The 21,690-nt window shown below is 45.0% G+C and carries 18 protein-coding genes and 1 pseudogene; 10 read left to right on the forward strand and 9 right to left on the reverse strand.

Annotation, left to right across the window (positions count from 1 at the left end; translation table 11 throughout):
• The first annotated feature begins 29 nt into the window (after positions 1 to 29).
• The 3 genes from QT998_RS03630 (at position 30) to QT998_RS03640 (ending at position 2,727) form a co-directional block, all read left to right on the forward strand.
• Positions 30 to 767, forward strand: coding sequence for a Uma2 family endonuclease (locus QT998_RS03630; RefSeq protein WP_333114154.1), 738 nt, complete (start codon positions 30 to 32; stop codon positions 765 to 767).
• A 216-nt stretch (positions 768 to 983) separates the two neighbouring features.
• Positions 984 to 1,811 carry an ATP-dependent sacrificial sulfur transferase LarE gene (gene larE / locus QT998_RS03635; RefSeq protein WP_333114155.1) on the forward strand — a complete coding sequence of 276 codons (828 nt, stop codon included), beginning with the start codon at positions 984 to 986 and terminating at the stop codon, positions 1,809 to 1,811.
• A 181-nt stretch (positions 1,812 to 1,992) separates the two neighbouring features.
• A complete protein-coding gene (locus QT998_RS03640) occupies positions 1,993 to 2,727 on the forward strand; it encodes an SGNH/GDSL hydrolase family protein (protein ID WP_333091859.1) in 735 nt (244 codons plus the stop codon).
• A gap of 503 nt (positions 2,728 to 3,230) precedes the next feature.
• Here the strand turns inward: QT998_RS03640 and QT998_RS03650 are convergent.
• From QT998_RS03650 to QT998_RS03660, 3 genes and pseudogenes are all read right to left on the reverse strand, one after another.
• Positions 3,231 to 4,019, reverse strand: a complete 789-nt coding sequence (locus tag QT998_RS03650) for an IS1634 family transposase (protein WP_442921935.1) — start codon at positions 4,017 to 4,019, stop codon at positions 3,231 to 3,233.
• A pseudogene (locus QT998_RS03655) lies at positions 4,016 to 4,420 on the reverse strand (DUF4277 domain-containing protein). The gene QT998_RS03650 and the pseudogene QT998_RS03655 overlap by 4 nt, the downstream one beginning before the upstream one ends.
• Positions 4,421 to 4,604: 184 nt before the next feature.
• Positions 4,605 to 4,952, reverse strand: a complete 348-nt coding sequence (locus QT998_RS03660) for a hypothetical protein (protein WP_333114160.1) — start codon at positions 4,950 to 4,952, stop codon at positions 4,605 to 4,607.
• A gap of 379 nt (positions 4,953 to 5,331) precedes the next feature.
• Here QT998_RS03660 and QT998_RS03665 point away from each other — a divergent pair, with 379 nt between their 5' ends.
• The 3 genes from QT998_RS03665 to QT998_RS03675 are packed head-to-tail and all read left to right on the forward strand — an operon-like array spanning position 5,332 to position 10,518.
• Positions 5,332 to 9,828 carry an NACHT domain-containing protein gene (locus tag QT998_RS03665; RefSeq protein ID WP_333114165.1) on the forward strand — a complete coding sequence of 1,499 codons (4,497 nt, stop codon included), beginning with the start codon at positions 5,332 to 5,334 and terminating at the stop codon, positions 9,826 to 9,828.
• 19 nt (positions 9,829 to 9,847) lie between these two features.
• Positions 9,848 to 10,087 carry a hypothetical protein gene (locus tag QT998_RS03670; RefSeq protein WP_332974168.1) on the forward strand — a complete coding sequence of 80 codons (240 nt, stop codon included), beginning with the start codon at positions 9,848 to 9,850 and terminating at the stop codon, positions 10,085 to 10,087.
• Positions 10,075 to 10,518, forward strand: coding sequence for a type II toxin-antitoxin system VapC family toxin (locus tag QT998_RS03675; protein ID WP_333093073.1), 444 nt, complete (start codon positions 10,075 to 10,077; stop codon positions 10,516 to 10,518). Before QT998_RS03670 ends, QT998_RS03675 begins: the two co-directional genes overlap by 13 nt.
• A 211-nt stretch (positions 10,519 to 10,729) precedes the next feature.
• On the opposite strand, the gene QT998_RS03680 is transcribed toward QT998_RS03675, so the two are convergent.
• Together QT998_RS03680 and QT998_RS03685 are read right to left on the reverse strand one after the other, a co-directional pair.
• Positions 10,730 to 12,457: an ABC transporter ATP-binding protein gene (locus QT998_RS03680; RefSeq protein WP_333114168.1), complete on the reverse strand. Its 1,728-nt coding sequence runs from the start codon at positions 12,455 to 12,457 to the stop codon at positions 10,730 to 10,732.
• Positions 12,458 to 12,768: 311 nt separating this feature from the next.
• The gene (locus tag QT998_RS03685; RefSeq protein WP_333114172.1) at positions 12,769 to 13,251 is read right to left on the reverse strand and encodes an FxLYD domain-containing protein; all 483 of its coding nucleotides are present in this window, start codon (positions 13,249 to 13,251) and stop codon (positions 12,769 to 12,771) included.
• Positions 13,252 to 13,422: 171 nt separating this feature from the next.
• On the opposite strand from QT998_RS03685, the gene QT998_RS03690 reads away from it, so the two are divergent.
• Positions 13,423 to 14,178 carry a Uma2 family endonuclease gene (locus QT998_RS03690; protein ID WP_333114174.1) on the forward strand — a complete coding sequence of 252 codons (756 nt, stop codon included), beginning with the start codon at positions 13,423 to 13,425 and terminating at the stop codon, positions 14,176 to 14,178.
• Positions 14,179 to 14,236: 58 nt separating this feature from the next.
• On the opposite strand, the gene QT998_RS03695 is transcribed toward QT998_RS03690, so the two are convergent.
• Positions 14,237 to 15,940, reverse strand: coding sequence for a flavin monoamine oxidase family protein (locus QT998_RS03695; protein WP_333114176.1), 1,704 nt, complete (start codon positions 15,938 to 15,940; stop codon positions 14,237 to 14,239).
• A 93-nt stretch (positions 15,941 to 16,033) separates the two neighbouring features.
• Between QT998_RS03695 and QT998_RS03700 the strand changes: the two genes are divergently transcribed.
• Positions 16,034 to 16,948 (forward strand): PPC domain-containing protein, encoded by a 915-nt coding sequence (locus QT998_RS03700; RefSeq protein WP_333114177.1) that lies wholly within the window; start codon positions 16,034 to 16,036, stop codon positions 16,946 to 16,948.
• Between the two features lie 199 nt (positions 16,949 to 17,147).
• Here QT998_RS03700 and QT998_RS03705 read toward each other — a convergent pair whose 3' ends face one another.
• A complete protein-coding gene (locus QT998_RS03705; protein ID WP_333093079.1) occupies positions 17,148 to 17,744 on the reverse strand; it encodes a hypothetical protein in 597 nt (198 codons plus the stop codon).
• A gap of 52 nt (positions 17,745 to 17,796) precedes the next feature.
• Positions 17,797 to 18,972, reverse strand: a complete 1,176-nt coding sequence (gene ribD, locus QT998_RS03710) for a bifunctional diaminohydroxyphosphoribosylaminopyrimidine deaminase/5-amino-6-(5-phosphoribosylamino)uracil reductase RibD (RefSeq protein WP_333114181.1) — start codon at positions 18,970 to 18,972, stop codon at positions 17,797 to 17,799.
• A 187-nt stretch (positions 18,973 to 19,159) separates the two neighbouring features.
• On the opposite strand from ribD, the gene QT998_RS03715 reads away from it, so the two are divergent.
• Both QT998_RS03715 and QT998_RS03720 read left to right on the forward strand, forming a co-directional pair.
• Positions 19,160 to 20,020, forward strand: a complete 861-nt coding sequence (locus QT998_RS03715; RefSeq protein WP_333114183.1) for an FAD-binding domain-containing protein — start codon at positions 19,160 to 19,162, stop codon at positions 20,018 to 20,020.
• Between the two features lie 243 nt (positions 20,021 to 20,263).
• Positions 20,264 to 20,677, forward strand: coding sequence for a hypothetical protein (locus QT998_RS03720; RefSeq protein ID WP_333114185.1), 414 nt, complete (start codon positions 20,264 to 20,266; stop codon positions 20,675 to 20,677).
• A 106-nt stretch (positions 20,678 to 20,783) separates the two neighbouring features.
• Here QT998_RS03720 and QT998_RS03725 read toward each other — a convergent pair whose 3' ends face one another.
• Positions 20,784 to 21,326 (reverse strand): cyclic nucleotide-binding domain-containing protein, encoded by a 543-nt coding sequence (locus tag QT998_RS03725; RefSeq protein WP_333093083.1) that lies wholly within the window; start codon positions 21,324 to 21,326, stop codon positions 20,784 to 20,786.
• Between the last annotated feature and the right edge of the window lie 364 nt (positions 21,327 to 21,690).

Genomic DNA, 21,690 nt, shown 5'->3' on the forward strand with positions numbered 1-21,690 from the left:
AAATTTTTATTGGTAAAATGAGGTGACTTATGAGTGCTGTAATTCAAAAACCGATATCGCAGCTAAAGATTACTTGGCCCCTGCTGGCCGATGATTTTATCCTACCAGATGACCCTGTAGACGATACAGACCATCCCTTGCTAGCTCACGGTTTGCGCCAGTCTGTAGTGGATTCCCCGGAACTAATCCAAGACGCACTAATAGTTTCTAATTTTACTTTGTGTGCGGCTGTGGACGATCGCACTATTTGCAAAGCCCCAGACTGGATGTACGTGGGGCCAGTGCAACCTTGGCCCCACAGTTATCCGCGCCGCAGTTACACGCCTCATACCGAAGGAACAGTTCCCTTTGTAGTGATGGAATTTCTGTCAGCTACTTACGGCGATGAATATTCTGTCGAACACACAGAAGAAATCGGAAAATGGTTTTTTTACCAACAAGTAATCAAAGTTCCTCGCTATGTGATTTTTCGACCGCATACGGGCAGAATAGAAGTTTATGCGCTAGAATCCGAGCGTTACGACAATCAAAATCCAGATGAAAACGGGCGTTATTTAATACCTGGATTAGATCTATTTTTGGGGGTTTGGGAGGGAACTCGCGAAGGTAGAACGGGATCTTGGCTGCGCCGGTGGAATGCGGGAGGAGAGTTCTTTTGTGGCCGGAAGAACGGGCGGAAAACGAACGCCAGCGGGCGGAAAACGAACGCCAGCGGGCGAAAAACGAACGTCAGCGGGCCGATCGCCAACAGCAAGACAAAGAGTTAGCCCAGACGCTGCTGGAACAAGAAAGACAGCGAAATCAAGAACTTTTGGCGAGATTGGCAGCCCTCGGTATCGATCCAGAATAGCACGAGAAGGAAGTTCGGCAGCAGATGTAACGGATGTCAAGAAGGTAACAGATCGCGATCGGCTTTGTTGATATCTTTTTGTTTAGTCGGGTTTTTTGCTCCTGTGTTTATAATGTAACAAAAAGTTGAAATTATGTTAGCTCAAAAATTAGAACAATTAAAAGATATTTTCGCGCAGATGGAACGGGCGCTGATTGCCTACTCTGGCGGAATTGACAGCACTTTGGTAGCAAAAATTGCTTGGGACGTTTTGGGCGATCGCGCTTTGGCCGTGACTGCAGTTTCCCCGTCTATACTGCCAGAAGATTTAGAAGATGCGCGCATTCAAGCAGCAGAAATTGGCATCGCCCACGAGGAAGTCGAAACTCAGGAAATGGCAAATCCCAATTACACTTCTAATCCGGTTAATCGCTGCTATTTCTGCAAAAGCGAACTGCACGATACTTTGAAACCGCTAGCACTAGAAAAGGGTTATCCTTATGTGGTGGATGGGGTGAATGCAGACGATTTAAAGGATTACCGTCCCGGAATTCAGGCTGCGAAGGAACGCGGCGCGCGATCGCCTTTAGCAGAAGTCGGCATGACTAAATTTGAAGTGCGGCAGTTAGCAAAAGAATTGGGTTTGCCTTGGTGGGACAAACCGGCTCAACCTTGTTTGAGTTCGCGCTTTCCTTACGGCGAAGAAATTACTGTTGCCAAGTTGCAAAGAGTGGGGCGCGCCGAACGGTATTTGCGGCAGTTGGGGCTAAAGAATTTGCGAGTGCGATCGGATGGAGATACGGCGCGAATTGAACTGCCGGCGGCGGAGATTCAGGAGTTTGTGATAAATGCGGATTTGCCTGCATTGGTGGCGGTGTTTCAGGAGTTTGGTTTTGTGTACGCGACTTTGGATTTGGAGGGGTTTCGCAGCGGCAAATTAAATCAGGTTTTACAACCTGAATTGTTGGCGGCGAAAGGTTAATTAAGATGTGGGGCGGGTTGACAAATATTCGGGAGGTAGCTGACAGATTGTTGGTGAAACTTGCCCTACAAATATTAACCGCAACAGTCGCATCACCATTTCGCTAAATTTGCAGAAATCCTGACTGCTGGTTAAAGCAATGGCATAAACTAAAGTAGCAGCAAAAGTAGCAGCAATTTGTATGAAAGTTAAATTTAAATTAATCTCGGCCGTCTTGGCTTTGTTGTTGTCGGCGTACATCCCTTTTCGGGGGTTGGCTAACCCGCAACCTTCGGGGGACACTGTTAGTTCTGCACTCTGGTGGCAAGCTTCGGTTTACAATCAGGTGCAGCAAATTAAAGAGCAGCAATATGAAGGTTGCGTGTGGGGCGATTCTATTTCTTCAGCCCTGGGCGATTCTTTGGGAGAAAAAAACTTTAATTTTGCGATCGGCGGCATGAGCTCTGTTTCGCTGCTAGAACAGCTAAAATTGGTAGTGCCACAGGGCTTTACCTGCAAAAAATCGATTTTGGCGATCGGCACAAATGATGCTATGTATGGCATTGGCGACGAGCAGTTTGTCAGAAATTTGAAAGAGGCGATCGCAATTATGCGCTCGATCGGCAGCAAACAGATTATTCTAATTCCTGCTTTTTATTCAACTCTTGTCGCCAGCCACAATCCTAAATTTGCAGGAACAATTGCTAGAGTTGACGAAATCAATGTTCTCATCAATAAAGTAGCAGCCGAAGAAAATATAACCGTGGAATCTAGCGGCATACAAGCCTTATTTAAGGACAAAGCTCTAAATACAGATTTAACAATTGATGGCGTTCACCTCAATGCCAAAGGTTTAGATATATATAGAAAAGTTTTGTTAGATATTTTAACTCCTCCCTTAACAACCCGCAAATTTTTTGATAGAAAATCTGTTTGAGTTATTACTTTTAACCCACATTCAGCAGATGTGATTCATCTTACTGGTATTTTTGAAAAATCAAAGCCAGCATTTTTTTAGTCTAACTTTTTTAAGTTTAATTTCTATTTTGTGTGAAAATTAGTAGACAATATCTCAAGTTAAATCCAGGTGTTTTTCTGTGACAATGACTTGCTCAATTTATCAGACAATACATTCCAATAAATCCAGAGGTTTTTCGACCATAATTATTATGTTGATAAAGTTGATTGGCTAGACAAGTATCTCAATTTGACTTCAAATCCCCCTGATTAAATAATCAGATAATATTAACGACAGACTGTCCCTAAACAAGAGAGAATTTTTCGATGTTCTACCGTTAAATTGCTTCTACTCTCTGAGGATTTTTTACGAAGACACTTGAAGTAAAAAACAACGGATCTTTCAGGAATTTAAATCCTATTTCTGTAGATTGTTGGGCTTTGTATTCTTTGAGTACGCTCTCCTTACTCAATTCATTCTTGTCAATAATGTTTGTTGCTAAAATAAATCTTCCTGCCCAGTTTTTCAGATTCACTTACTTCTAATTTAGTCTCTAATTCACCTGTTATTCGATAATTTATTTGAGTAGTTATGACCAATTTACTGGGTCTACCTGATTGCTCATATTCGGCTATTTTTTGATAAATAATATGGTTAATTTTATGATATTTGAATGAATTTGATAATTTTTCGAGAGCCATTTTAGCATTCGGTTCACAAGCAAAACTTGGCTGGGATAGCTTGCGTATAGAGGTTGATGCTTTTTTTTGTTTTTCTACTTGCTTATTTACTTGTTCAATACTAGATTTTTTCCTCGCTTCACTTTCTACGATTAACCATCTTTGCTTGACTTCTCCATAATCACTTACTTTTTCGACCATTTTATATCCTGATATTTCACTGTATGTCCATTGGTGAGCTGCGATATTTAATATTGCCTCCTGAGCCATTTTTATAGTTAAAGGAACTCTAGTTTTCCATTTCATTTCTCTCATAGCGATGATATTATCTTTGGTATACAAGGCACTATCTGCTACATTTACTCCTTCAAAATTCCAGGACTTTTTGAATTCTTTTAATCGCTCTACAAATACACTTTTGTCATCGATATTTCCTGAGTCTATTTTTAAATATAATGGTACATCTCCATCTCCTGTACAAATCATGTCAACAATAAATTGCTTGAGGTCTGGTCGATGCTCCCTCGAATATCCATGTTTGAGTTCTATGGTTTTCATCTCTGATTCATGCGATGATTCTTGAATTTTCACTTATGACTCAATCTTAACGGCTTATTGACTCCTTTTTCTGACGGCTTTGCGTACTCCCCATGTACATACATTGAAGTTCCATCCAAATGAATGCTCTTCATTTTTACTTGAAATTTTTCGGCAGCTTTTATAGCGATTGTTGTAAATAGTTGTGTTGTGCCTGCTGCATAATATTTGTCTAATGCTCTGGCTAATTGGTCATCATTTAAATGTGATGGTAATACTCCTTCTCCAATCAGATGTGATGTTGCTTTGCCGACAAAAAATTGTTCAAATAAGTATCAAGGGGCGCTCAAAAATTCTAATCCATTCAAAATCATTGCTTTCATTACTTGTCCGGGAGTTAGGAGTTCTTTTTCTTTGATACCGATTTGTTTATTCACTAATTCTACCAGTTCCATTTCATCGATAATTTAGGCTATTATTCCTAAACGATCTATGTTGAGGACTTTTATTTCGACTGGGGGCTGATTCCTGATTTTTTACACCTGTGTTCCTGACTCTATTATATACTTTTGGAAATACTTGATACCGTATGTTGATTTCATGGCTTTATGCCGACAAATTTAAAACTATTAAATTTGTCTAAATATCTGCGGAATATGGGTCTAAACGTTCGAGATCGAGTCCGCCTTCATCGCGGCTGATGCGGCGCACGGTGACGTTAACATTGCTCAAATCTGCCAGCAAATCTTGCAGGATTTCTTGTTGCTGCCGAGCTTGAGTTATTTCGCGCGGTTCCTGCACCAAATCGCGAACAATTGTATCTTCCGCGCGCGAAGCCACGATCGGGTCTGCTTCGCCATCTACGTGCACAAAAGTGCGCCGACCGGGTCCGCGTTCTTCTTCAATTGGTATTACTGCTGTTACTCGATCGGAGCGTACATATTTGCCAAATCCAAGGTGGACTAAGACAGAAGATTGTATTTTCATAGATAGCAAATTTTATTTGTTAGTTATCTATATTTTAACTTTTAAATATCGTATATAACAACTCCATTAGAGCTATTATTGCTACAATTTATTTCGGTTTTTAGTGTGTTTTATAGTTGTAAAATTTCCTAAAAAATGCTAAGTTAATTAACTGAATATAACTTACCAACGGTGGGTCAGAAACCGGGTTTTTTAGGAAAAGACGCGCTCCTACCAGCAGATTCCGTAAAAACCCAGTTTCTTTGGTCGGGGCGCGTAAATCCTGTTACCATAAAATTAGAGCTGTTTGCGATCATCGCCCGCAGCGCATTTCAGGGACACAGCCTACCGATTCTAGATTTGAGCATTACTTCCACAGAAAAACAGGAAAGCCTAAATCATGCTAATTAGTCTCGACTTAGTTATCAGTCTCCTGACGACAATTCCCTTCGGCACCCTACAAGACAAGCTTCAGCGCAACGAAAGAGTCATCAAAATCTTAAAAAAATTTAACCTCGATCCTGATGCTCCGCCCGCAGATTTTAGCGGAGTTTACGTTTATACTTTAGTCGAGTACGGCGCTGGCAAACCCAAACAAATTTTAGAACTGTTTCGCCAAAAAGAGATTGAATCAGCATTTCGCAAAGCCTTCGAGTCCGATAGCCCAGCCATTTTAATTCAAGCAGGCGATGAGTTTCTCAGCGAGTCTGCTTTGGGTCGGGAACTCCGAAATTTAGGGATTGACCCCAGACGGGAATTCATGGCTTTTGCGGCCGTGTTTATGGAGGTAGCAAAGCGGACGAGATCGATCAACGACGTGATGGTGGGAAATTCGATCGCATCTTTGCAAAAACGCCTATCTTTGGTAATGGATCGCATCGAACGCCTGCCCACTATCGAAGGAATTCGCACCGAGTTTGCACGACTGGAAGCTGAAGATTATCCCGCACTTCCCGCCGCCGCAGCATCAACTAATATTCAAAAGTCTCAAGCTTTTATTTTATCACAGCAAGTTCGTGGTTGGTTTGAAACATTAAGTTATAAGTTTGAAACCTATCACATCTCGGAAGATAACTATTTTGAATGGATTATCAATGTTCCCGTCAGACGCAATCGGTACGATCGCATTTTAGTGCGCGGAATAGCCGGAGAAGCCGGACTTAAGGACATTTCGGCCTTGCGCGAGTCGGTGGAAAAACAGCGCACCGATGAAGGCTGGTTAGTCACCGCCCGCCGCATCAGTAGCGCCGCGCGGGATGAAGTAAAAAAAGATGAAAATCGCGATTTAGCTTGCTATACTTTCGATGAATTGCTCGACCAAGATGCCGATTTTACCGCTTATCTGGATTGGCTAGAAACTGAAATTACCAGCCGGAAAATTAATACAAAATACGTGCCACTAGCTTGTACAAAAGAAGAAATTGACCCCGATACTCACCGCAAAATAGGAGTGAGTCATTATGGCGAAGGAGATGGCTGGATTGAAGGTTATATTGACCTGTGGTTGGATGACCCCGTAAAAGAACATATTTCAGTTTTAGGAGAATTTGGGACGGGGAAAACTTGGTTTGCAATGCACTATGCTTGGATGGCGCTGCAACGCTACAAAAAAGCTCAAAAGGGCGGCTTGCAACGTCCGAGGTTGCCGTTAGTAATTCCGCTGCGAGATTACGCGAAAGCCGTTAGTGTGGAGTCGCTATTTTCCGAGTTTTTCTTTCGGAAACACGAGATACCTTTGGCGGGTTATTCGGCCTTTGAACAACTGAATCGCATGGGTAAGTTTCTGTTGATTTTCGATGGTTTTGATGAAATGGCCGCTAAGTGCGATCGGCAAGAAACCATCAACAACTTCTGGGAATTAGCAAAAGCCGTCGTTCCCGGCGCAAAAGTCATCCTGACTTGCCGTACCGAACACTTTCCTGAAGGCAAGGAAGGACGGGCATTGTTCAATGCAGAACTGCAAGCATCAACAACCATTTTAACAGGCGAAACTCCCCAATTTGAAGTCTTAGAATTAGAGAAATTTAACGACGAGCAAATTGGGCAAGCGCTGTCATTTCAAACCGAAGCTGCTACTGTCGAAAAAGTGATGGGAAACCCGCAGCTATTGGATTTAGCGCGTCGCCCGGTGATGACCGAGTTAATTTTGGAAGCATTGCCCGATATTGAAGCTGGAAAACCAGTCGATATGTCGCGGATTTATCTGTATGCGGTGCGGCGGAAGATAGAGAGAGATATCAAAGCTGAACGTACTTTTACTTCAGTAGCAGATAAGCTTTACTTTTTGTGCGAACTGTCTTGGGAAATGCTGTCTACCAACCAAATGAGTCTCAATTATCGCGGTTTTCCCGATCGCATTCGAGGCCTGTTTGGTTCCGTCGTGCAGGAGGAAAAAGACTTAGACCACTGGCACTACGACATGATGGGTCAAACGATGCTAATTCGCAATGCAGATGGAGATTATACTCCAGCGCATCGTTCGCTGTTAGAGTTTTTTGTCGCTTACAAATTTGCGGCGGAATTGGGAGTTTTGGCCGCAGATTTTACCGAATTAGTTGCGCCTGAACAGTCTTGTTTAGATCCTAATGCAGCGCCTCAAAAATATACTTGGTCTAATTATTGTCGATTGCAAGCCCAAAAGAGAAACAATGGTGAACTTATCGCGCCTTTGCAGGGATTTACTGCTGAAGATTTAGGGCAACTTTGTCAGAGTTTCGGAAAAGCGCCGCTGACAAAAGCTGTGATGGATTTGTTGTTACCAATGGTAGGGGCGGTGTCCTCGTGCCGGCCCTGCCTTGATGTAGGGGCAGCTACGGAGGAATTATTGGAAATTCTGGAAGCAACGCGGGGCAAAACTGAAAGCGAGGTGGGTTATGTGGGAGGGAATGCGGCGACGCTGTTGGTGAAAATCGATCGCACTGCGTTAGAAACAAAAGACCTTTCTCGTGCAGTTATTTTAGGTGCTGATTTTACAAATGCTAATCTGCGCCACGTCAACTTTGCTGAAGCTAATTTGGCTAATTCAGCTTTTACTAAAATCTTCAGCAGCGTGCGATCTGTCATATTTAGTCCCGATGGCAAACTGTTAGCTACAGGTGATAGTGATGGCATAGTTCGCTTGTGGGAAGCTAGCAGTTGCAGAGAAATATTGACCTGTAAAGGACATACCAACGTGGTGGAGTCAGTCGCCTTCAGTCCTGACGGTAAGATACTTGCTAGCGGGAGCTATGAAAATATAATCAAGTTATGGGATGTCAAGACTGGTGAATGTTTAAAAGTTTTGCAGGGACATACCGGATCGGTAATGTCAGTCACCTTCAATCCTGATGGAAATATACTCGCTAGCGGGAGTTTTGATGGCGCGATCAGGTTATGGGATATTCACACGGGTGAATGCTGCAAAATTTTGCAAGACCATACTAAAGTTGTATTTTCAGTGGCTTTCCATCCTGCTGGTGAGATGTTAGCCAGTGGAAGCGGCGACACAACAGTAAGGCTGTGGAATGTCGGTACTGGTGAATGCCTCAAAATTTTGTACGGTCATACTAAAAACGTGTTTTCAGTAGCTTTCCATCCTGCGGGTGAAATACTTGCTAGTGGCAGCAGCGAAAAAACAGTGAAACTGTGGGATATCAGTAGCGGTGAATGTCTCAAAACTTTGGAGGGACATGGCGATCGAGTACGGTCAATAGCCTTCAGTCCTTCGGGCGAAATACTCGCAAGTGGAAGTCACGATCGAACAGCAAAGCTGTGGGATATTCGCACTGGTGAATGCTTGAATACTTTGCAAGGACATAGCAATCAAGTAAGGTCAGTCGCCTTCAGTCCAAACGGTGAAATACTTGTTAGCGGTAGTTACGATAAAACGCTGAGGCTGTGGGATATCGACAGCGGTGAATGCTTGAATACACTGCAAGGGCATCGCAATCAAGTAATATCGATCGCCTTCTGTCCAAACGGTAAAATACTTGCTAGCGGCGATGACGAACAAACTGTCAAGCTGTGGGATGTCAGCAGCGGTGAGTGCCTCCAAATTTTGCACGGGCATCTCGATCGGGTAAACTTAGTTGCCTTCAATCCTTCGGGTCAAATACTTGCCAGCGCTAGTTATGACCAAACACTGAAACTGTGGGATATTCGCAGTGGTGAATGCCTTCATACTTTGCCAGAATTTGGCAATGAAACACGATCGATCGCCTTCAGTCCAAATGGTGAAATACTTGCGAGTGCAGGTTATGACCAAACGGTGAGGCTGTGGGATATCGGTACTGGCGAATGCATCAAAACGTTGCACGGACATAACAATTATGTATACTCGGCTGCTTTCAGTCCTTTGGGCGAGATATTTGCCAGTGAAGGTTTTGACGGAACGGTGAGGCTGTGGGATATCCATACTGGTGAATGCCTCCAAATATTGCACGGGCATACGGATTGGGTACGCGCGATCACCTTTAGCCAGAACGGTGAAATACTTGCCAGTGGAAGTATCGATCAAACAGTAAGACTATGGGATATCAACAGCGGTGAATGCCTCAATATTTTTCACGGGCATACTGATTGGATACGTTCAGTTGCCTTTAGTTATTCGGGTGAAATAGTTGCTAGTGGAAGTGTAGATGGAACGGTAAGAATATGGGATATCCGTACAGGTGAATGTCTAAAAATTTTGCAAGATCATACCAGTAGAATTAACTCAGTTGCCTTCAGTTCAAATGGAAAAATTATTGCTGCTTGCAGTCGTGATGGCAAAATTAGACTTTGGGATGTTGAGACAGGTGAGTGCCTCAAAATACTCAAAAGTGACAGACCTTATGAAAACATGAATATTGCAGGAGTTACGGGTTTAACAGAAGTTGAAAAAGCCACGCTCAAAGCTTTAGGGGCTGTTGAAAATTAATTATCGCAAACGAGGAACTATGCAGTCAGCAATACGGATTACAACCAAAGTTCTTGCAGGAAATAAACTTGAAATTCAAGTGCCACCTGGATCGGTGGGCGAAGAGGTTGAAGTTTTTGTGATCATACCAGAAAAGCCGCAAGGCGGGCGGCGTAAGGTGTTGGAATTGCTTACAGAAATCCGCAGCCGTCATGTCTCTAGAACTGTTGAAGAAATTGACCGGGAACTAGAAGAAGAAAGAAACTCATGGGACAACTAAACCTACCATCCTCTGCTACAATTTACTTGGATACACAAGTCATTATTTACACCGTTGAAGCTCACCCGAATTACTATTCGCTTCTCCAACCCTTGTGGCTGAAGTTTCAAACAGGTGAGATTGAACTTATGACCAGTGAATTGACGTTACTGGAAACCTTAGTTTTCCCTCTGAAAAATGCTAACACTATCTTAGTCAGTGACTACGAACAACTTTTATTATCCTCAGATATACAGCTAGTTCCCATCACTCAATCTGTACTGAGAACAGCAGCTAATTTAAGAGCTAATACCAATCTCAAAACCCCTGATGCTATTCATGCTGCAACAGCCATCAGTGAAGGTTGTACGCTGTTTCTCACCAATGACAATGGATTTCGTAATGTTCCCAATCTATCTGTTGTCATCCTGAGTGATGTTTTGGCATCATAATCATAGGCGATCGCATTCCCAAAATAATGCTATTCTTCTCTTTGGATATATCTGAAAACCTGTTCAACCGTCAGGTTGACTTCGGGGAAGGCAGATGACAAAATACGATTTCTGATAGGACTTACACACGGGTGGTCAGAAACCGGGTTTTTTACGAGAATACTTCGTTGAGGCCAGCAGAAACGGCCAAAAACCCGGTTTCTAACGTAGCCTACTGACTAAACTGTTGAGCGTAGTAGCCTGCGTAGCGATCGCCCTTTTCCAGCAACTCCTCGTGCGTCCCAGATTCGACAATTCTGCCTTTTTCCAAAACTAAAATACGATCGGCTCTCCGCACAGTAGCCAAGCGGTGCGCGATAATAAACACAGTGCGATCGCGCATCAATCTTTCCAGCGCTTCTTGCACTAAACCTTCGGATTCCGAATCCAGCGCCGATGTAGCCTCATCCAAAATCAATATTCTCGGATCGAGCAAAACTGCACGGGCGATCGCAATTCTTTGTTTTTGTCCCCCAGATAAATTTACACCCCTTTCTCCTACCCAAGTTTGATAGCCGTCAGGAAACTGACTAATAAATTGATGAGCGTTGGCAATCTCCGCAGCTTTTTGAACATCTTTCAGTTCATAATAAGATTGACCGAAAGCGATATTTTGAGCGATCGTACCCGAAAAAAGAATAGTTTCTTGCGGTACAATGCCGATTTGCCGCCGCAGAGTATTTAAGGTGACATCTTGAATATCAATACCGTCAATTAAAATCTGTCCCGCTTGCGGATCGTAAAATCTGGGTAACAAGTTTACTAAAGTAGTTTTACCCGCACCCGATGCGCCCACGAGAGCAATCATTTCTCCGGGAAGCACCAACAAACTCATATTTTGTAAAATCGGTGTCTCTGAGTTATAGGCAAAATTAATGTTGCGATATTCGACTTTGCCTGTAACATGGGGAAGTTCGATCGCCCCCGGCTTTTCGACTACTGTTGGTTGAATTGCTAATAATTCAAAAATGCGATCGCTAGAAGCCTCTCCCTGCTTGAAATCGCCGTAATTAGCAGTGGTAATAGCGATCGGGTCAATTAAAAGTGCCACCCCTGCGATATAACTGATAAATTGAGTACCTGTGAGATTTCCTTGAGAAATTTGCCAACCTCCCAAGAAAAAGAGCAAAATTACGCTCATCGCTTCCAGAAAGCCAACTACAACGAACTGAAGTGCTTTTACTCTTTCTGACAAATACTTAGCGCGGCGGTTTTGTTCTGCTTCTTCTGCAAAGCGGGCAATTTCGTAGTCTTCAGCCACAAATGCTTTGATTAAACGAATGCCGCTGAATACTTCTGTCAGCAAAGCTGATAAATCAGAGATACGATTTTGACTTTGCCGCGAGTAACTTAGCAGTTTCTCCCCAAACCAACCAATTAAAATAGCCATCAGCGGTGCAATAATTAATGCACCTAAAGTTAATTGCCAGTTGAGATAAATCATATATCCCAAAACCGCAATTAGCTGCAAAACACAAGGGATAAATTGATGAAAAAATTTATTTACGACTTCGCCAATGCGGTCAATATCTTCGGTAAGGCGGTAGGATAAGTCTCCGGTTTTGGCAGTTTCAAAGTAGCCGATATTGAGTTTTTGCAGGTGGGAGTAGACTTTTTTGCGAATTTCTAAAGCAATAGTCAAAGCAGCTTTTGCCATCAGCGTATCTTGACCGTACTGGGCTGTACCGCGAATTAGAAATATAATGGCGCTGAGTGCAGCAATTTGAGCGAACCCTTGTAAATCTCCTTTACCTATAAATTTGGCTGTTTCGCCAACCAGCCACGCTATAATCGGCCAAAATATGGTAAATACTACGGTACAACCTAATGCTTTACCGATGGTTTGTTTTTGGGGACGGAGGTAGGGTAAGATTTGCCAGTATGTCGATCGAGTTTTCAAGATATTTTGCCCTCGCAAATTCTGTTTTTGGGGATCTCTGCAAGAATATTCAAACTTCGATCCCCCCTAACCCCCCTTAATAAGGGGGGGACAAGATTATTATTCAAAGTCCCCCTTCTTAAGGGGGATTTAGGGGGATCTCTGCGTCACTCATTGCGTAAGTCATAGAGATATTGGAGCCAGAATATGATAACAGCGATCGGACAAATCTCAACAATCATTCTTCACCAAAAGCATCCGGGATACAAAGCCCCCGGATTAATCTGTGGGTTAATTGTCCAATTCTTCAATCTAAAATCTAAAATCTAAAATCATTCTTGAGCGTCTGCATGAGTCGCTAGTACCTGAGCCCCCGCGACAACTTCGCCCCGAAAGGCGGCTGACTGTCCGGGTGCAAGAGTAACTGGTTGAGCGAAGATAAATCCGTTGTCAATTAAATTCCCTAACTCGTCCAAAACTTCATAATTGACTTTGATATTCTTGATTATTTTGCATCCTTGATTGAGCACTTGACCGCTGAAAAAGTTGCCGTCATAATTAGCCGCCGCAATTGACACTTTTGCAGCGATGTTGGAACCGGGAATGCAAGTTTGGGCAGTTCCCGATGCTGGCTGTTTCTCGCACAATTTGCCCAAGTCTACTGTTTTGCCGTCGGGGGTTTTCATGTAGCAAAACGGCTCGTCAACTGGTGCGTTTTGAGCCATTGTATTTGTAGAGTCTGTAAGCAAAGGGCGAGCCGATATCGGCGAGATTAGCAAACTTGATAAAGCTACTGTTAAATGTAAAAGTTTCATATTTCTTCGGCTTTTTCTGAAATTAATTTTACAATATAATCCACATATGATTTACGCTAGCATATCTATATGTAGGGTGCGCAATGCGCACCTTACAACCACTATTTAGGGTGCGTCGCGCTCCCGTTGCATTGTGCTATGATAAGACATCAAACTTTAAAAAGTAAAGTCATGGTCGCGACTCAAGATAACCCAAAACAAAAAACGGTAGAACTGACCGTCACTTGGGAGAAGTTGCCAGACGACTTCCAATTAGAAGAAAAACCTGTGGAGAATACAGGTCAACCGCTAATTGCTGGAGCACTGCGAGAAATCTTAGAACTGAGAGGATTTATCGGGCCACAAATGCTGATAGCCAGCAACTTTGGCATTTGCGCTACTGTCAACGGCGAGTTAGTAATCAAAGCACCTGATTGGGTTTATGTACCGTCGGTACTGCCTGCAGAATCGAGAAGAGACCGCAAAAGTTATACCCCAAACTTGGAAGGAGAAATCCCGACTATTGTCATGGAATTCTTGTCGGAAACAGACGGTGGGGAATATTCTGTCAAACGTACTTTTCCTCCGGGAAAATGGTTTTTTTACGAACAAATTCTGCAAGTACCAACTTACATCATTTTTGACCCAGAAACTGGCTTGCTGGAAGTGTATCGCTTGCAAAATGGCAAATACGAATTAGAATTTCCCGATGCGGAAGGTCGCCACTGGGTGGCAGATATTGGTTTGTATTTAGGAACGTGGCGAGGGGAGAAAGAACAGCGTTCAGGCTATTGGTTGCGCTGGTGGGATGAAGCAGGAAATCTGCTTTTATGGGGTGTAGAACAGTTAGCAGTAGAACGCCAGCGGGCCGATCGCGAACGTGAACGGGCCGAACGACTGGCTGAATATTTGCGCGATCGGGGAATTAACCCGGACGAGATTATTTGATAAGTTGTACGCCCTATCTGTAGGGACACGGCAATGCCGTGTCCGCAATTACTCCATATTATCTAATACTCGGCTTTCTATTCCTAAGATTCTGCGCTCCGGGAACTTTCCGGCTGGGACGGCGACTGTTCAAACTGCTAGCAGTTCGAGCATTCAAAGCATCAGCAGGAGCTATCAAACCCAAATCTTGCAAAATTTCAACAGCCGCCCTTTGTCCAGTTTCGCAACCACCTTCCATGTAACCTTGATTTTCCAGGGAAGTGTGTTCCCCGGCAAAAAATAAGTTCCCAACTCGTTCGCCTTCAACGCCGTACATTTGCGTCCACTGTCCGACTAAATAGCAGGAATAAGAACCTTTAGAAAAGCGTTCTCCCGGCCAATAAGCACGCACAGCTTTGCCCGATCGCAAATTTCTCACTCCGGGAAAAACTCTTTCAAATTGGTTCAAAAATCTTTGTGCTTGGTCTTCTGGAGTTCCGGCACCGATCGACAAACCCTGCTTTCCTCCTGTCAAATTAGTAACTAAACCGTTAGGAGTAGGAGCGAAAGGCGTAGCTTCCCGGGTACTCTGGAATCCTAAATCACTATAAACAGAAGCAGTCGAGCGATAAAGTTCTCGCCAAATTCGGCTGCGGTAGCCAGTAATTAACTTAGAATTAGTACCGTAACCCAACTGCTCGATCGCCCTAAGCTTCGGTTGGGGCAAAGGTACGTTAATTTTAACGTCTCGCAGAGTGCTGAACGGCAAAGTTAACAAAACTCGCTCGTAAGTGCGATCGAACGCGCTTAGTCCCGATCGCAAATTTACCCGATAGCGACCATCCGGCAAAAGAGTAATCGCTTCCAAAACTGTCCCCGCCTCGATCGAACCAGACAATTGACCCGCCAAACGGTTGATAATTTGACTGTTGCCGCCGTCAATTTGATAACGCTCATCGCTGTTGCCGTACAATTCAAAACTGCCAGCTTCAGAACCGATTAAAAACAGCAGATTTAACGCCGACTGTTCTTCAGGATCTCGACCGTATTCAGTCGTGTAAGCAATGCGGAGTAGCTGCCGGACAATCGTGCTAGTCTCAGCTTGGTCTACATATTCAGCGATCGAAAGATTGTCCAATCTTTCTGCTGCTTCCGTAAAATCGAGATAGCTAATGTTATCTCCGATAGCGCCCAAATCTCCATTAATTTTACTCGCTAGCGGCGCAAAATCCGCGATTATTTGCTCAAGAGGAAATCGTCGCCCTTGAAAGAAAAAAGTATCCTTCACCAATCCACTCTGCACTTGGGCTAAGTCGATCGCCTGCAAACCCAATTCCGTCGCCAGCGAGATTAAATTAGTATGACCGGTGTCAATATATTCTCCCCCCAACTCCGCCGGAATAAGCGTTCCAGCCACCTTGGGAATAGTGCGTATCCGCCCCCCCACGCGGTTCGTTGCCTCGATTATATCGGCGCGCACGCCCGCTTGGCGCAAGCGATAAGCCGCCGTCAAACCCGCAATCCCTGCACCCACAACCAAAATCGGCGATCGTCCGCCCTGTTGAGCAAAAGCTCCCCCTCCCTCCCTGGTAAAAGTCGCAGCAGCGGCAGCCCCCGCAGCAGCTAAACCCCCGTGCAGCAACTGGCGACGAGATATGGCAGAATTAGGAATGCGATCTGTCAGCATCCCCAGCAGTTCATCAGCCGGAATGCCCGTTTCCCTTGATTTCTGGGCAATACTAGCAGCGCGGCGCAGCATAGCCATCAGTGCAGACTTAGCCATAGTTAAGACATCCTCACAAAACAAAACTTTGATGTAAACTGGATTCTCGATCGTGCAATTTCCAGACTAAAGTCCAGAGAGATTTTTTTAATAATGCTAACCCTCAGAACACTGTTCGACAGCAAATTTTATCTCGAAAACAACCCAGATGTCGCCGTAGCAGTTGCCAGAGGCACGGTATCGAGTCCCTTCGATCACTACCGAAAAATTGGCAAATTTGAAAATCGCGATCCCAACGCCCTGTTCGATGCCAGCTATTATTTAGACACCAATACAGACGTAGCAGCATCAGCCAAACTCAACGGCTTTTCTGGGGCAGATCACTTTATCAAATTCGGTCAATTTGAACGACGCAACCCTAACCCTTTGTTCGATGTTGGTTTCTATCTAGCAAGCAACCCAGACGTTCAGACAGCAGTCCAGACAAATCAATTTACCGCCTTTGAACACTACTTTAAAGTCGGTCAACTTGAAAACCGCAAACCGAGCGCTTTCTTCGATCCCAGCTTTTATCTAGAAAAATATCCGCTGGTAGCAGGAGCAGTCACCAGCGGCGCAGTTAAAAGTGCGATCGACCATTACATTCAATTCGGTCTACAAGAAGGACTGTTGAGCACTCTCCCCGATCCCTCAGACAATTTGAACGCAGCAAAAAGCCTGGGCATTCTCACAGAAATTCAAACTGCCAGCGATTTTGTGGGAGATGATGAACCAGCCGACATTTACAGTTTCATCCTCAATACTCCGAGCCTTTTCAGCGTAACTGTTGACGGCTTGAGCGCAGATGTTGATGTTGAATTAATTCAAGATATCAACGGCAACGGCGCACTTGGATTAGACGATCTTATTGCTTCGTCTAATAATTTAGGCACGGCTTCGGAACAGATTGTGAGTAATGGCGCTTTGCCTGCGGGGACTTATTTTGTGCGTGTTTCTCAATTTCAAGGCGATACAAATTATGACTTGAGATTGCTAGCCGCTCCTTCAGTAATACCGCCCCAATTATAAAATCAAAATAACCTATATAGCAAGCCTAAATCAGTCAAACAAACCTAGACTTCTCCTCTCTTCTCCTCTCTTCCTTCGCGGTCTTTGCGCCTTCGCGGTTCGTAAAAAAACATCTGGTTCCCAAATGATTTAGACTTGCTATAAAACAGACTGCCAAAAGGGCGATCGACAATTTGCCCAGGTTTCACTTATTAGTTTCTTACCCCCTGGGAGAGGGCAAAGATTGAACAGGTGTCGGAGGCCAATTAGAGCGACTTCTGGTGAGAGTAGTAGACACCAAAGCATAGCCCAAAATAGCAGGAAGGACGATCGCACTCAGAAACACGATCGTCACCGCCCAACTCATCGTATTCGAGATCGGGCCGTAATGAGTGCGGTAAGGGTCAAAGGTTGGTAAATTAGGCCTCGGCGCGTCCCGCAGCGCGATCGGACGTTTGAACCGCACCCGCCTGTCGTCTAGCTTTTCGAGCAAAATCCAGCCAACTTCCGCCTCTTCCCGGCATAGCTTGTGAAAAATCGCAGGATTGCGGAACAAATCGTTGCTAGCCCGCACAATCTTGTACTCCCAAACCGCCAAATCATCAGAATTGTGATCGGATTTAGGATTGCCCTTGGCAGGCGCATTTTCAGGCGCATTAAAATTATCCTCTTGAGATTCGTACCTAGTCAAAACTTCCTCCTCCTCATCGCATTTTTGCCCCGCATCCCATTGCTCGTGGCTCACCAAAAGACCCACAAGCGCAGTCTCCAAGCCGAGACTGCCAATCATCAAACTCCAAATCAGAATTTCCACCATAAAAGGAGTTAAAAGTTAAAAATCAAAAACTCAAAAGACTCGCTTTTAACTTTCAATCTTTAATTTTTAAATAGCCTTCTACCACACAATCTGCACCCACCGCGCGCCAAGAAACCCGCTCTAAAGTCAAAGCCTCAGTCATTGCCGAAAAGCCCAAATCTCCCACAGGAGTTGGAGCTCCTTGGCCACCGACAATTTTAGGAGCAATAAAAGCCATAATTTTTTGAACTGCACCCTCAGTAATTGCCTGAGCCGCCAAAGTGCCACCGCACTCCCAGAGTACAGAAAGAAAAGATCGATCGTACAAATAAGCCATAACATTAGTCGGTGTCAGAGGCGAGAGCTCCACAACTTCCACCCCTTTGGCAATCAAAAATTCCTGAAATTCCGGGTTAACCCCAGGCTCAGTCAGCACCAAAGTAGCCGCCACAGAGGTTTCCCACAACCAAGCAGACTTCGGCAAATCCAGAGTGCGGCTCATCACCACCCGCAGAGGATTATTCCTATCAGGCTTGTGACTCGTCAGTAGGGGATTGTCCAGACGCACCGTATTTCCCCCAACAATCACAGCATCGCAGCCGACGCGCACCCGGTGTACCTCGCTCCGAGCCTCCTCGCCTGTCACCCAAGCGCTGTGGCCGCTACTGGTAGCAATTTTACCGTCCAAAGTCATTGCATATTTCAAAATTCCAAAAGGCCGGCGGTGCAAAATCCGGTGCACAAACGCCTCGTTGAGTTTCTGGCAAGCTTCCCCTTCCACTCCCGCCACCACTTCAATGCCAGCCTCTCGCAACCGGGCTAGCCCACTTCCAGCTACCAAAGGATTCGGATCGACCATGCCAGCCACTACTTTTGCCACCTTGGCCTTAACTAAAGCTTGGGAACAGGGGGGAGTCCGGCCGTAGTGGTTGCAGGGTTCCAGGTTCACGTAGACGGTCGCTCCTTCGGCGAGTTCCCCCGCTTCTCGGAGCGCAAAAACTTCGGCGTGAGGTTGACCGGCACCGGGATGAAACCCTTCGCCGACAATCTTGCCGTCTCGGACAATTACAGAACCGACAAGGGGGTTGGGTGCGGTTTTGCCGAGAGCACGGCGAGCCAATTCTATGCAGCGGCGCATCATGGCTCGATCGAACTCTTGAACTTGGCTGTTGTCCAGTTGTTTGGTAGATTGCTGCTGTGGGTTAGCTGAATTGGCGATCGATTGAGCGTCCGCCCCAAAAGTGTCCATAAGATTTTGCTATGATATCTAACCCTAAGTTTAGTGACTTTGATGCTAATTTTGGGCCGCCGAGGATCGATTCCTGCTAGGCGCACTGTACGTTATCGGGAGTCAAGGGCAACAAGCGGGCGATCGGGCAGCTTGTGACCCCAGCAAATAGCTTTAATATTAACTAACAGGCGCTTGAGAAAAAACAATGAGTCAGGACATGAAGCGGGAATTTGCCAGCCGCGACGAATTAATAGCCTACGTCAGCCAACAGTTTCCCGAAGCCGCCGCCCAGGATAGTAACGTACCCGCAACCCCAGGCGGGCGCAAAGCAGCCGAGACAGCGCTGCAACAAATTGATCCCGGCAAATACGCCTCCACCCGCAATTTCCTCAACGGCGCGGTAACGCGGTTGTCGCCCTATTTGCGCTACGGCGTTTTGAGCCTTGCCGAAGTGCGAGATGTCGTACTCTCGAAAGTGCGGCATCAAGAAGATGCCGTCAAACTTGTCAACGAATTGGGTTGGCGGGATTATTGGCAGCGACTGTATGCCGAATTGGGCAAAGGGATTTGGCAAGACCGGGAACCCTACAAAACTGGTTACACTGCTAAAGATTACAGCGAAACTCTGCCGCTGGATGTAGTCGAGGGCACGACTGGTAACGTTTGCATCGACAGTTTCAGTCGTCAGTTGCGAGAAACTGGTTACTTGCACAATCACCAGCGGATGTGGACTGCCGCTTATCTCGTACACTGGCGGCGCGTGCGCTGGCAAGCCGGAGCTCGCTGGTTTTTGCAGCACTTGCTAGATGGAGATCCGGCGAGCAACAATCTGTCTTGGCAGTGGGTAGCGAGCACTTTCAGTCACAAACCTTATTTTTTTAATCGGGAAAATTTGGAGCGTTACAGTAAGGGGGTTTATTGTGGCGATTGTCCTTTTTACGGGCAGTGCGATTTTGAGGGAACTTATGAATATTTAGAAAGCAAGTTGTTTCCTCATGGCGAAAAGGTCGATCGCACGGGCGGTTCGAGAAGTTGGCAACGCCCGCAAAAGGGAAAGAAAAATTAAGTCATTAATCATTAGTCACCAGCATTTTGTAGGGCGGGTTTAGCTAAGGATTTATGAGACAAATGGCTAAAAAAAGGACAAAACCAGCCCTCTCTAACCCGATCGTTAGTCATTAGCCTCAATAAATCAGAAGAAATAAGCCAGAAGCAAGAGAGAAGAAGCAGCAGTAGCACCAGAAAACAATTCAACATTTTTAAATTCTCAATTACCAATTACCAATTACCAATTACAGATTACCAATTTATGAGCAATCCGATTATTTGGCTGCACGGCGACTGTTTGAGTCCCCAAGGCCCCGCTTTTCAAACACACCCAGACGCACCGGCAATTTGGGTTTGGGACGACGCGCTCATCGATGAATGGCAGTTGAGTCTCAAACGAATGGTGTTTATTTACGAATGTTTGCTGGAGTTGCCGGTAGTTATTCGGCGCGGCAATGTGGCTGCGGAAGTTATCGCTTTTGCTCAAGAATCCGGGGCGAATCAAGTAGTCACAACAGAAAGTCCCAGTCCTCGGTTTCAGGATATTTGTCAGGAAATTAGGAGTTCGCTTCCTGTGGAAGTTTTGCCGCCAGAAGCCTTTGTCCGCTACGATGGCTACATTGATTTGAAGCGTTTTTCCCGCTACTGGCGCGTCGCTGAAAAATATGTTTTCTAATCGGTAATGGTGATATCAAATCCTCTCTTTATCGGAATAGTGAATTCACTGTCAACAGTCAACAGTTAACAGTTAACTGTTAACTACTGACTACTGACTACTTCCCTCAACTCGCCTTCAAACGCTGCAAGAGCCATTCAAATCTCGATTGAGCCAAATCTAGATTTTCGACGTGTGGCGCGATCGCCCGTTTGCGATCGTCGGGGTCTTCATATGTTAAAGAATCAGTCTCTTCGCCGAAACGTTGGACTGTACCCCGCAGTCTTGATGACAGAAATCTGGTAATCGCCCGATAAAACCTCAGCGCAAACATTACATCTTGTTCCAATTTTTCTGTTAGCAGCCGCCTGGGAATTGACAGGATGAAGCACTCATCAATTGACGTGACGCTAGCAGAAGGAAGCCTCCCGTCTACAAAAGACATTTCGCCCAACACTTCCCCGCAGGTGATTGTTCCAATTTCTTTGCCGCCCAAAGATAATGCACTAACGCTCAAATTTCCATGCAGAACTATGTACATCGCCTCTAAGGGCTTACCTTCGGTGATGAGGGTGATGCCGCTAGGGATTGTGGTGCGGATACCGTTGGCGATCATCCAATCGATGTCGCGATCGCTCATTTCGCCTAATATGACTAGAACTTTGTTCATAAAGTCAGGTTGAAATCGAATACTTTCTATTTTTTAGTTGTTTAATTGCGTACTGCTTTTAGATGGTCATACCCTGAGCGAAAGCGAAGGCTAAACTCTACTAATTAAACACTTTATTTTACACGATTATTATAATATTTAATATTTTTTACACTCTCGATCTACCACTCTTTTTTGGATCAGTGATATCATACATCATTTTTCGGAGACTGTGCAGTTGATCGCCCGCTGCGAAGAGCCCTTGCTGTAGCCCCGCCGGATTCCCAAAACAATTTTGGAAGCGTGCTGTCTCTCGGTTTTGAGTCTGTGCGCCCTAAAAAACCCAATTTTTCGATCGTTGCTGCGAGTCGGTGCGCCCCAAGTA

The sequence above is a fragment of the Microcoleus sp. S1D4 genome (assembly GCF_036700765.1).
In the GTDB taxonomy this organism is placed as follows: Bacteria; Cyanobacteriota; Cyanobacteriia; order Cyanobacteriales; family Microcoleaceae; genus Microcoleus.

Bases quoted from the DNA above. Each gene is read 5' to 3' on its own strand.
- QT998_RS03705 (WP_333093079.1), bottom strand. From the start codon at position 17,744: ATGGTGGAAATTCTGATTTGGAGTTTGATGATTGGCAGTCTCGGCTTG.
- QT998_RS03640 (WP_333091859.1), top strand. From the start codon at position 1,993: ATGAAAGTTAAATTTAAATTAATCTCGGCCGTCTTGGCTTTGTTGTTG.
- QT998_RS03660 (WP_333114160.1), bottom strand. From the start codon at position 4,952: ATGAAAATACAATCTTCTGTCTTAGTCCACCTTGGATTTGGCAAATAT.
- QT998_RS03675 (WP_333093073.1), top strand. From the start codon at position 10,075: ATGGGACAACTAAACCTACCATCCTCTGCTACAATTTACTTGGATACA.
- QT998_RS03720 (WP_333114185.1), top strand. From the start codon at position 20,264: ATGAGCAATCCGATTATTTGGCTGCACGGCGACTGTTTGAGTCCCCAA.
- QT998_RS03690 (WP_333114174.1), top strand. From the start codon at position 13,423: ATGGTCGCGACTCAAGATAACCCAAAACAAAAAACGGTAGAACTGACC.
- QT998_RS03685 (WP_333114172.1), bottom strand. From the start codon at position 13,251: ATGAAACTTTTACATTTAACAGTAGCTTTATCAAGTTTGCTAATCTCG.
- QT998_RS03695 (WP_333114176.1), bottom strand. From the start codon at position 15,940: ATGGCTAAGTCTGCACTGATGGCTATGCTGCGCCGCGCTGCTAGTATT.
- QT998_RS03630 (WP_333114154.1), top strand. From the start codon at position 30: ATGAGTGCTGTAATTCAAAAACCGATATCGCAGCTAAAGATTACTTGG.
- QT998_RS03700 (WP_333114177.1), top strand. From the start codon at position 16,034: ATGCTAACCCTCAGAACACTGTTCGACAGCAAATTTTATCTCGAAAAC.
- QT998_RS03670 (WP_332974168.1), top strand. From the start codon at position 9,848: ATGCAGTCAGCAATACGGATTACAACCAAAGTTCTTGCAGGAAATAAA.
- QT998_RS03725 (WP_333093083.1), bottom strand. From the start codon at position 21,326: ATGAACAAAGTTCTAGTCATATTAGGCGAAATGAGCGATCGCGACATC.
- ribD (WP_333114181.1), bottom strand. From the start codon at position 18,972: ATGGACACTTTTGGGGCGGACGCTCAATCGATCGCCAATTCAGCTAAC.
- QT998_RS03665 (WP_333114165.1), top strand. From the start codon at position 5,332: ATGCTAATTAGTCTCGACTTAGTTATCAGTCTCCTGACGACAATTCCC.
- larE (WP_333114155.1), top strand. From the start codon at position 984: ATGTTAGCTCAAAAATTAGAACAATTAAAAGATATTTTCGCGCAGATG.
- QT998_RS03715 (WP_333114183.1), top strand. From the start codon at position 19,160: ATGAGTCAGGACATGAAGCGGGAATTTGCCAGCCGCGACGAATTAATA.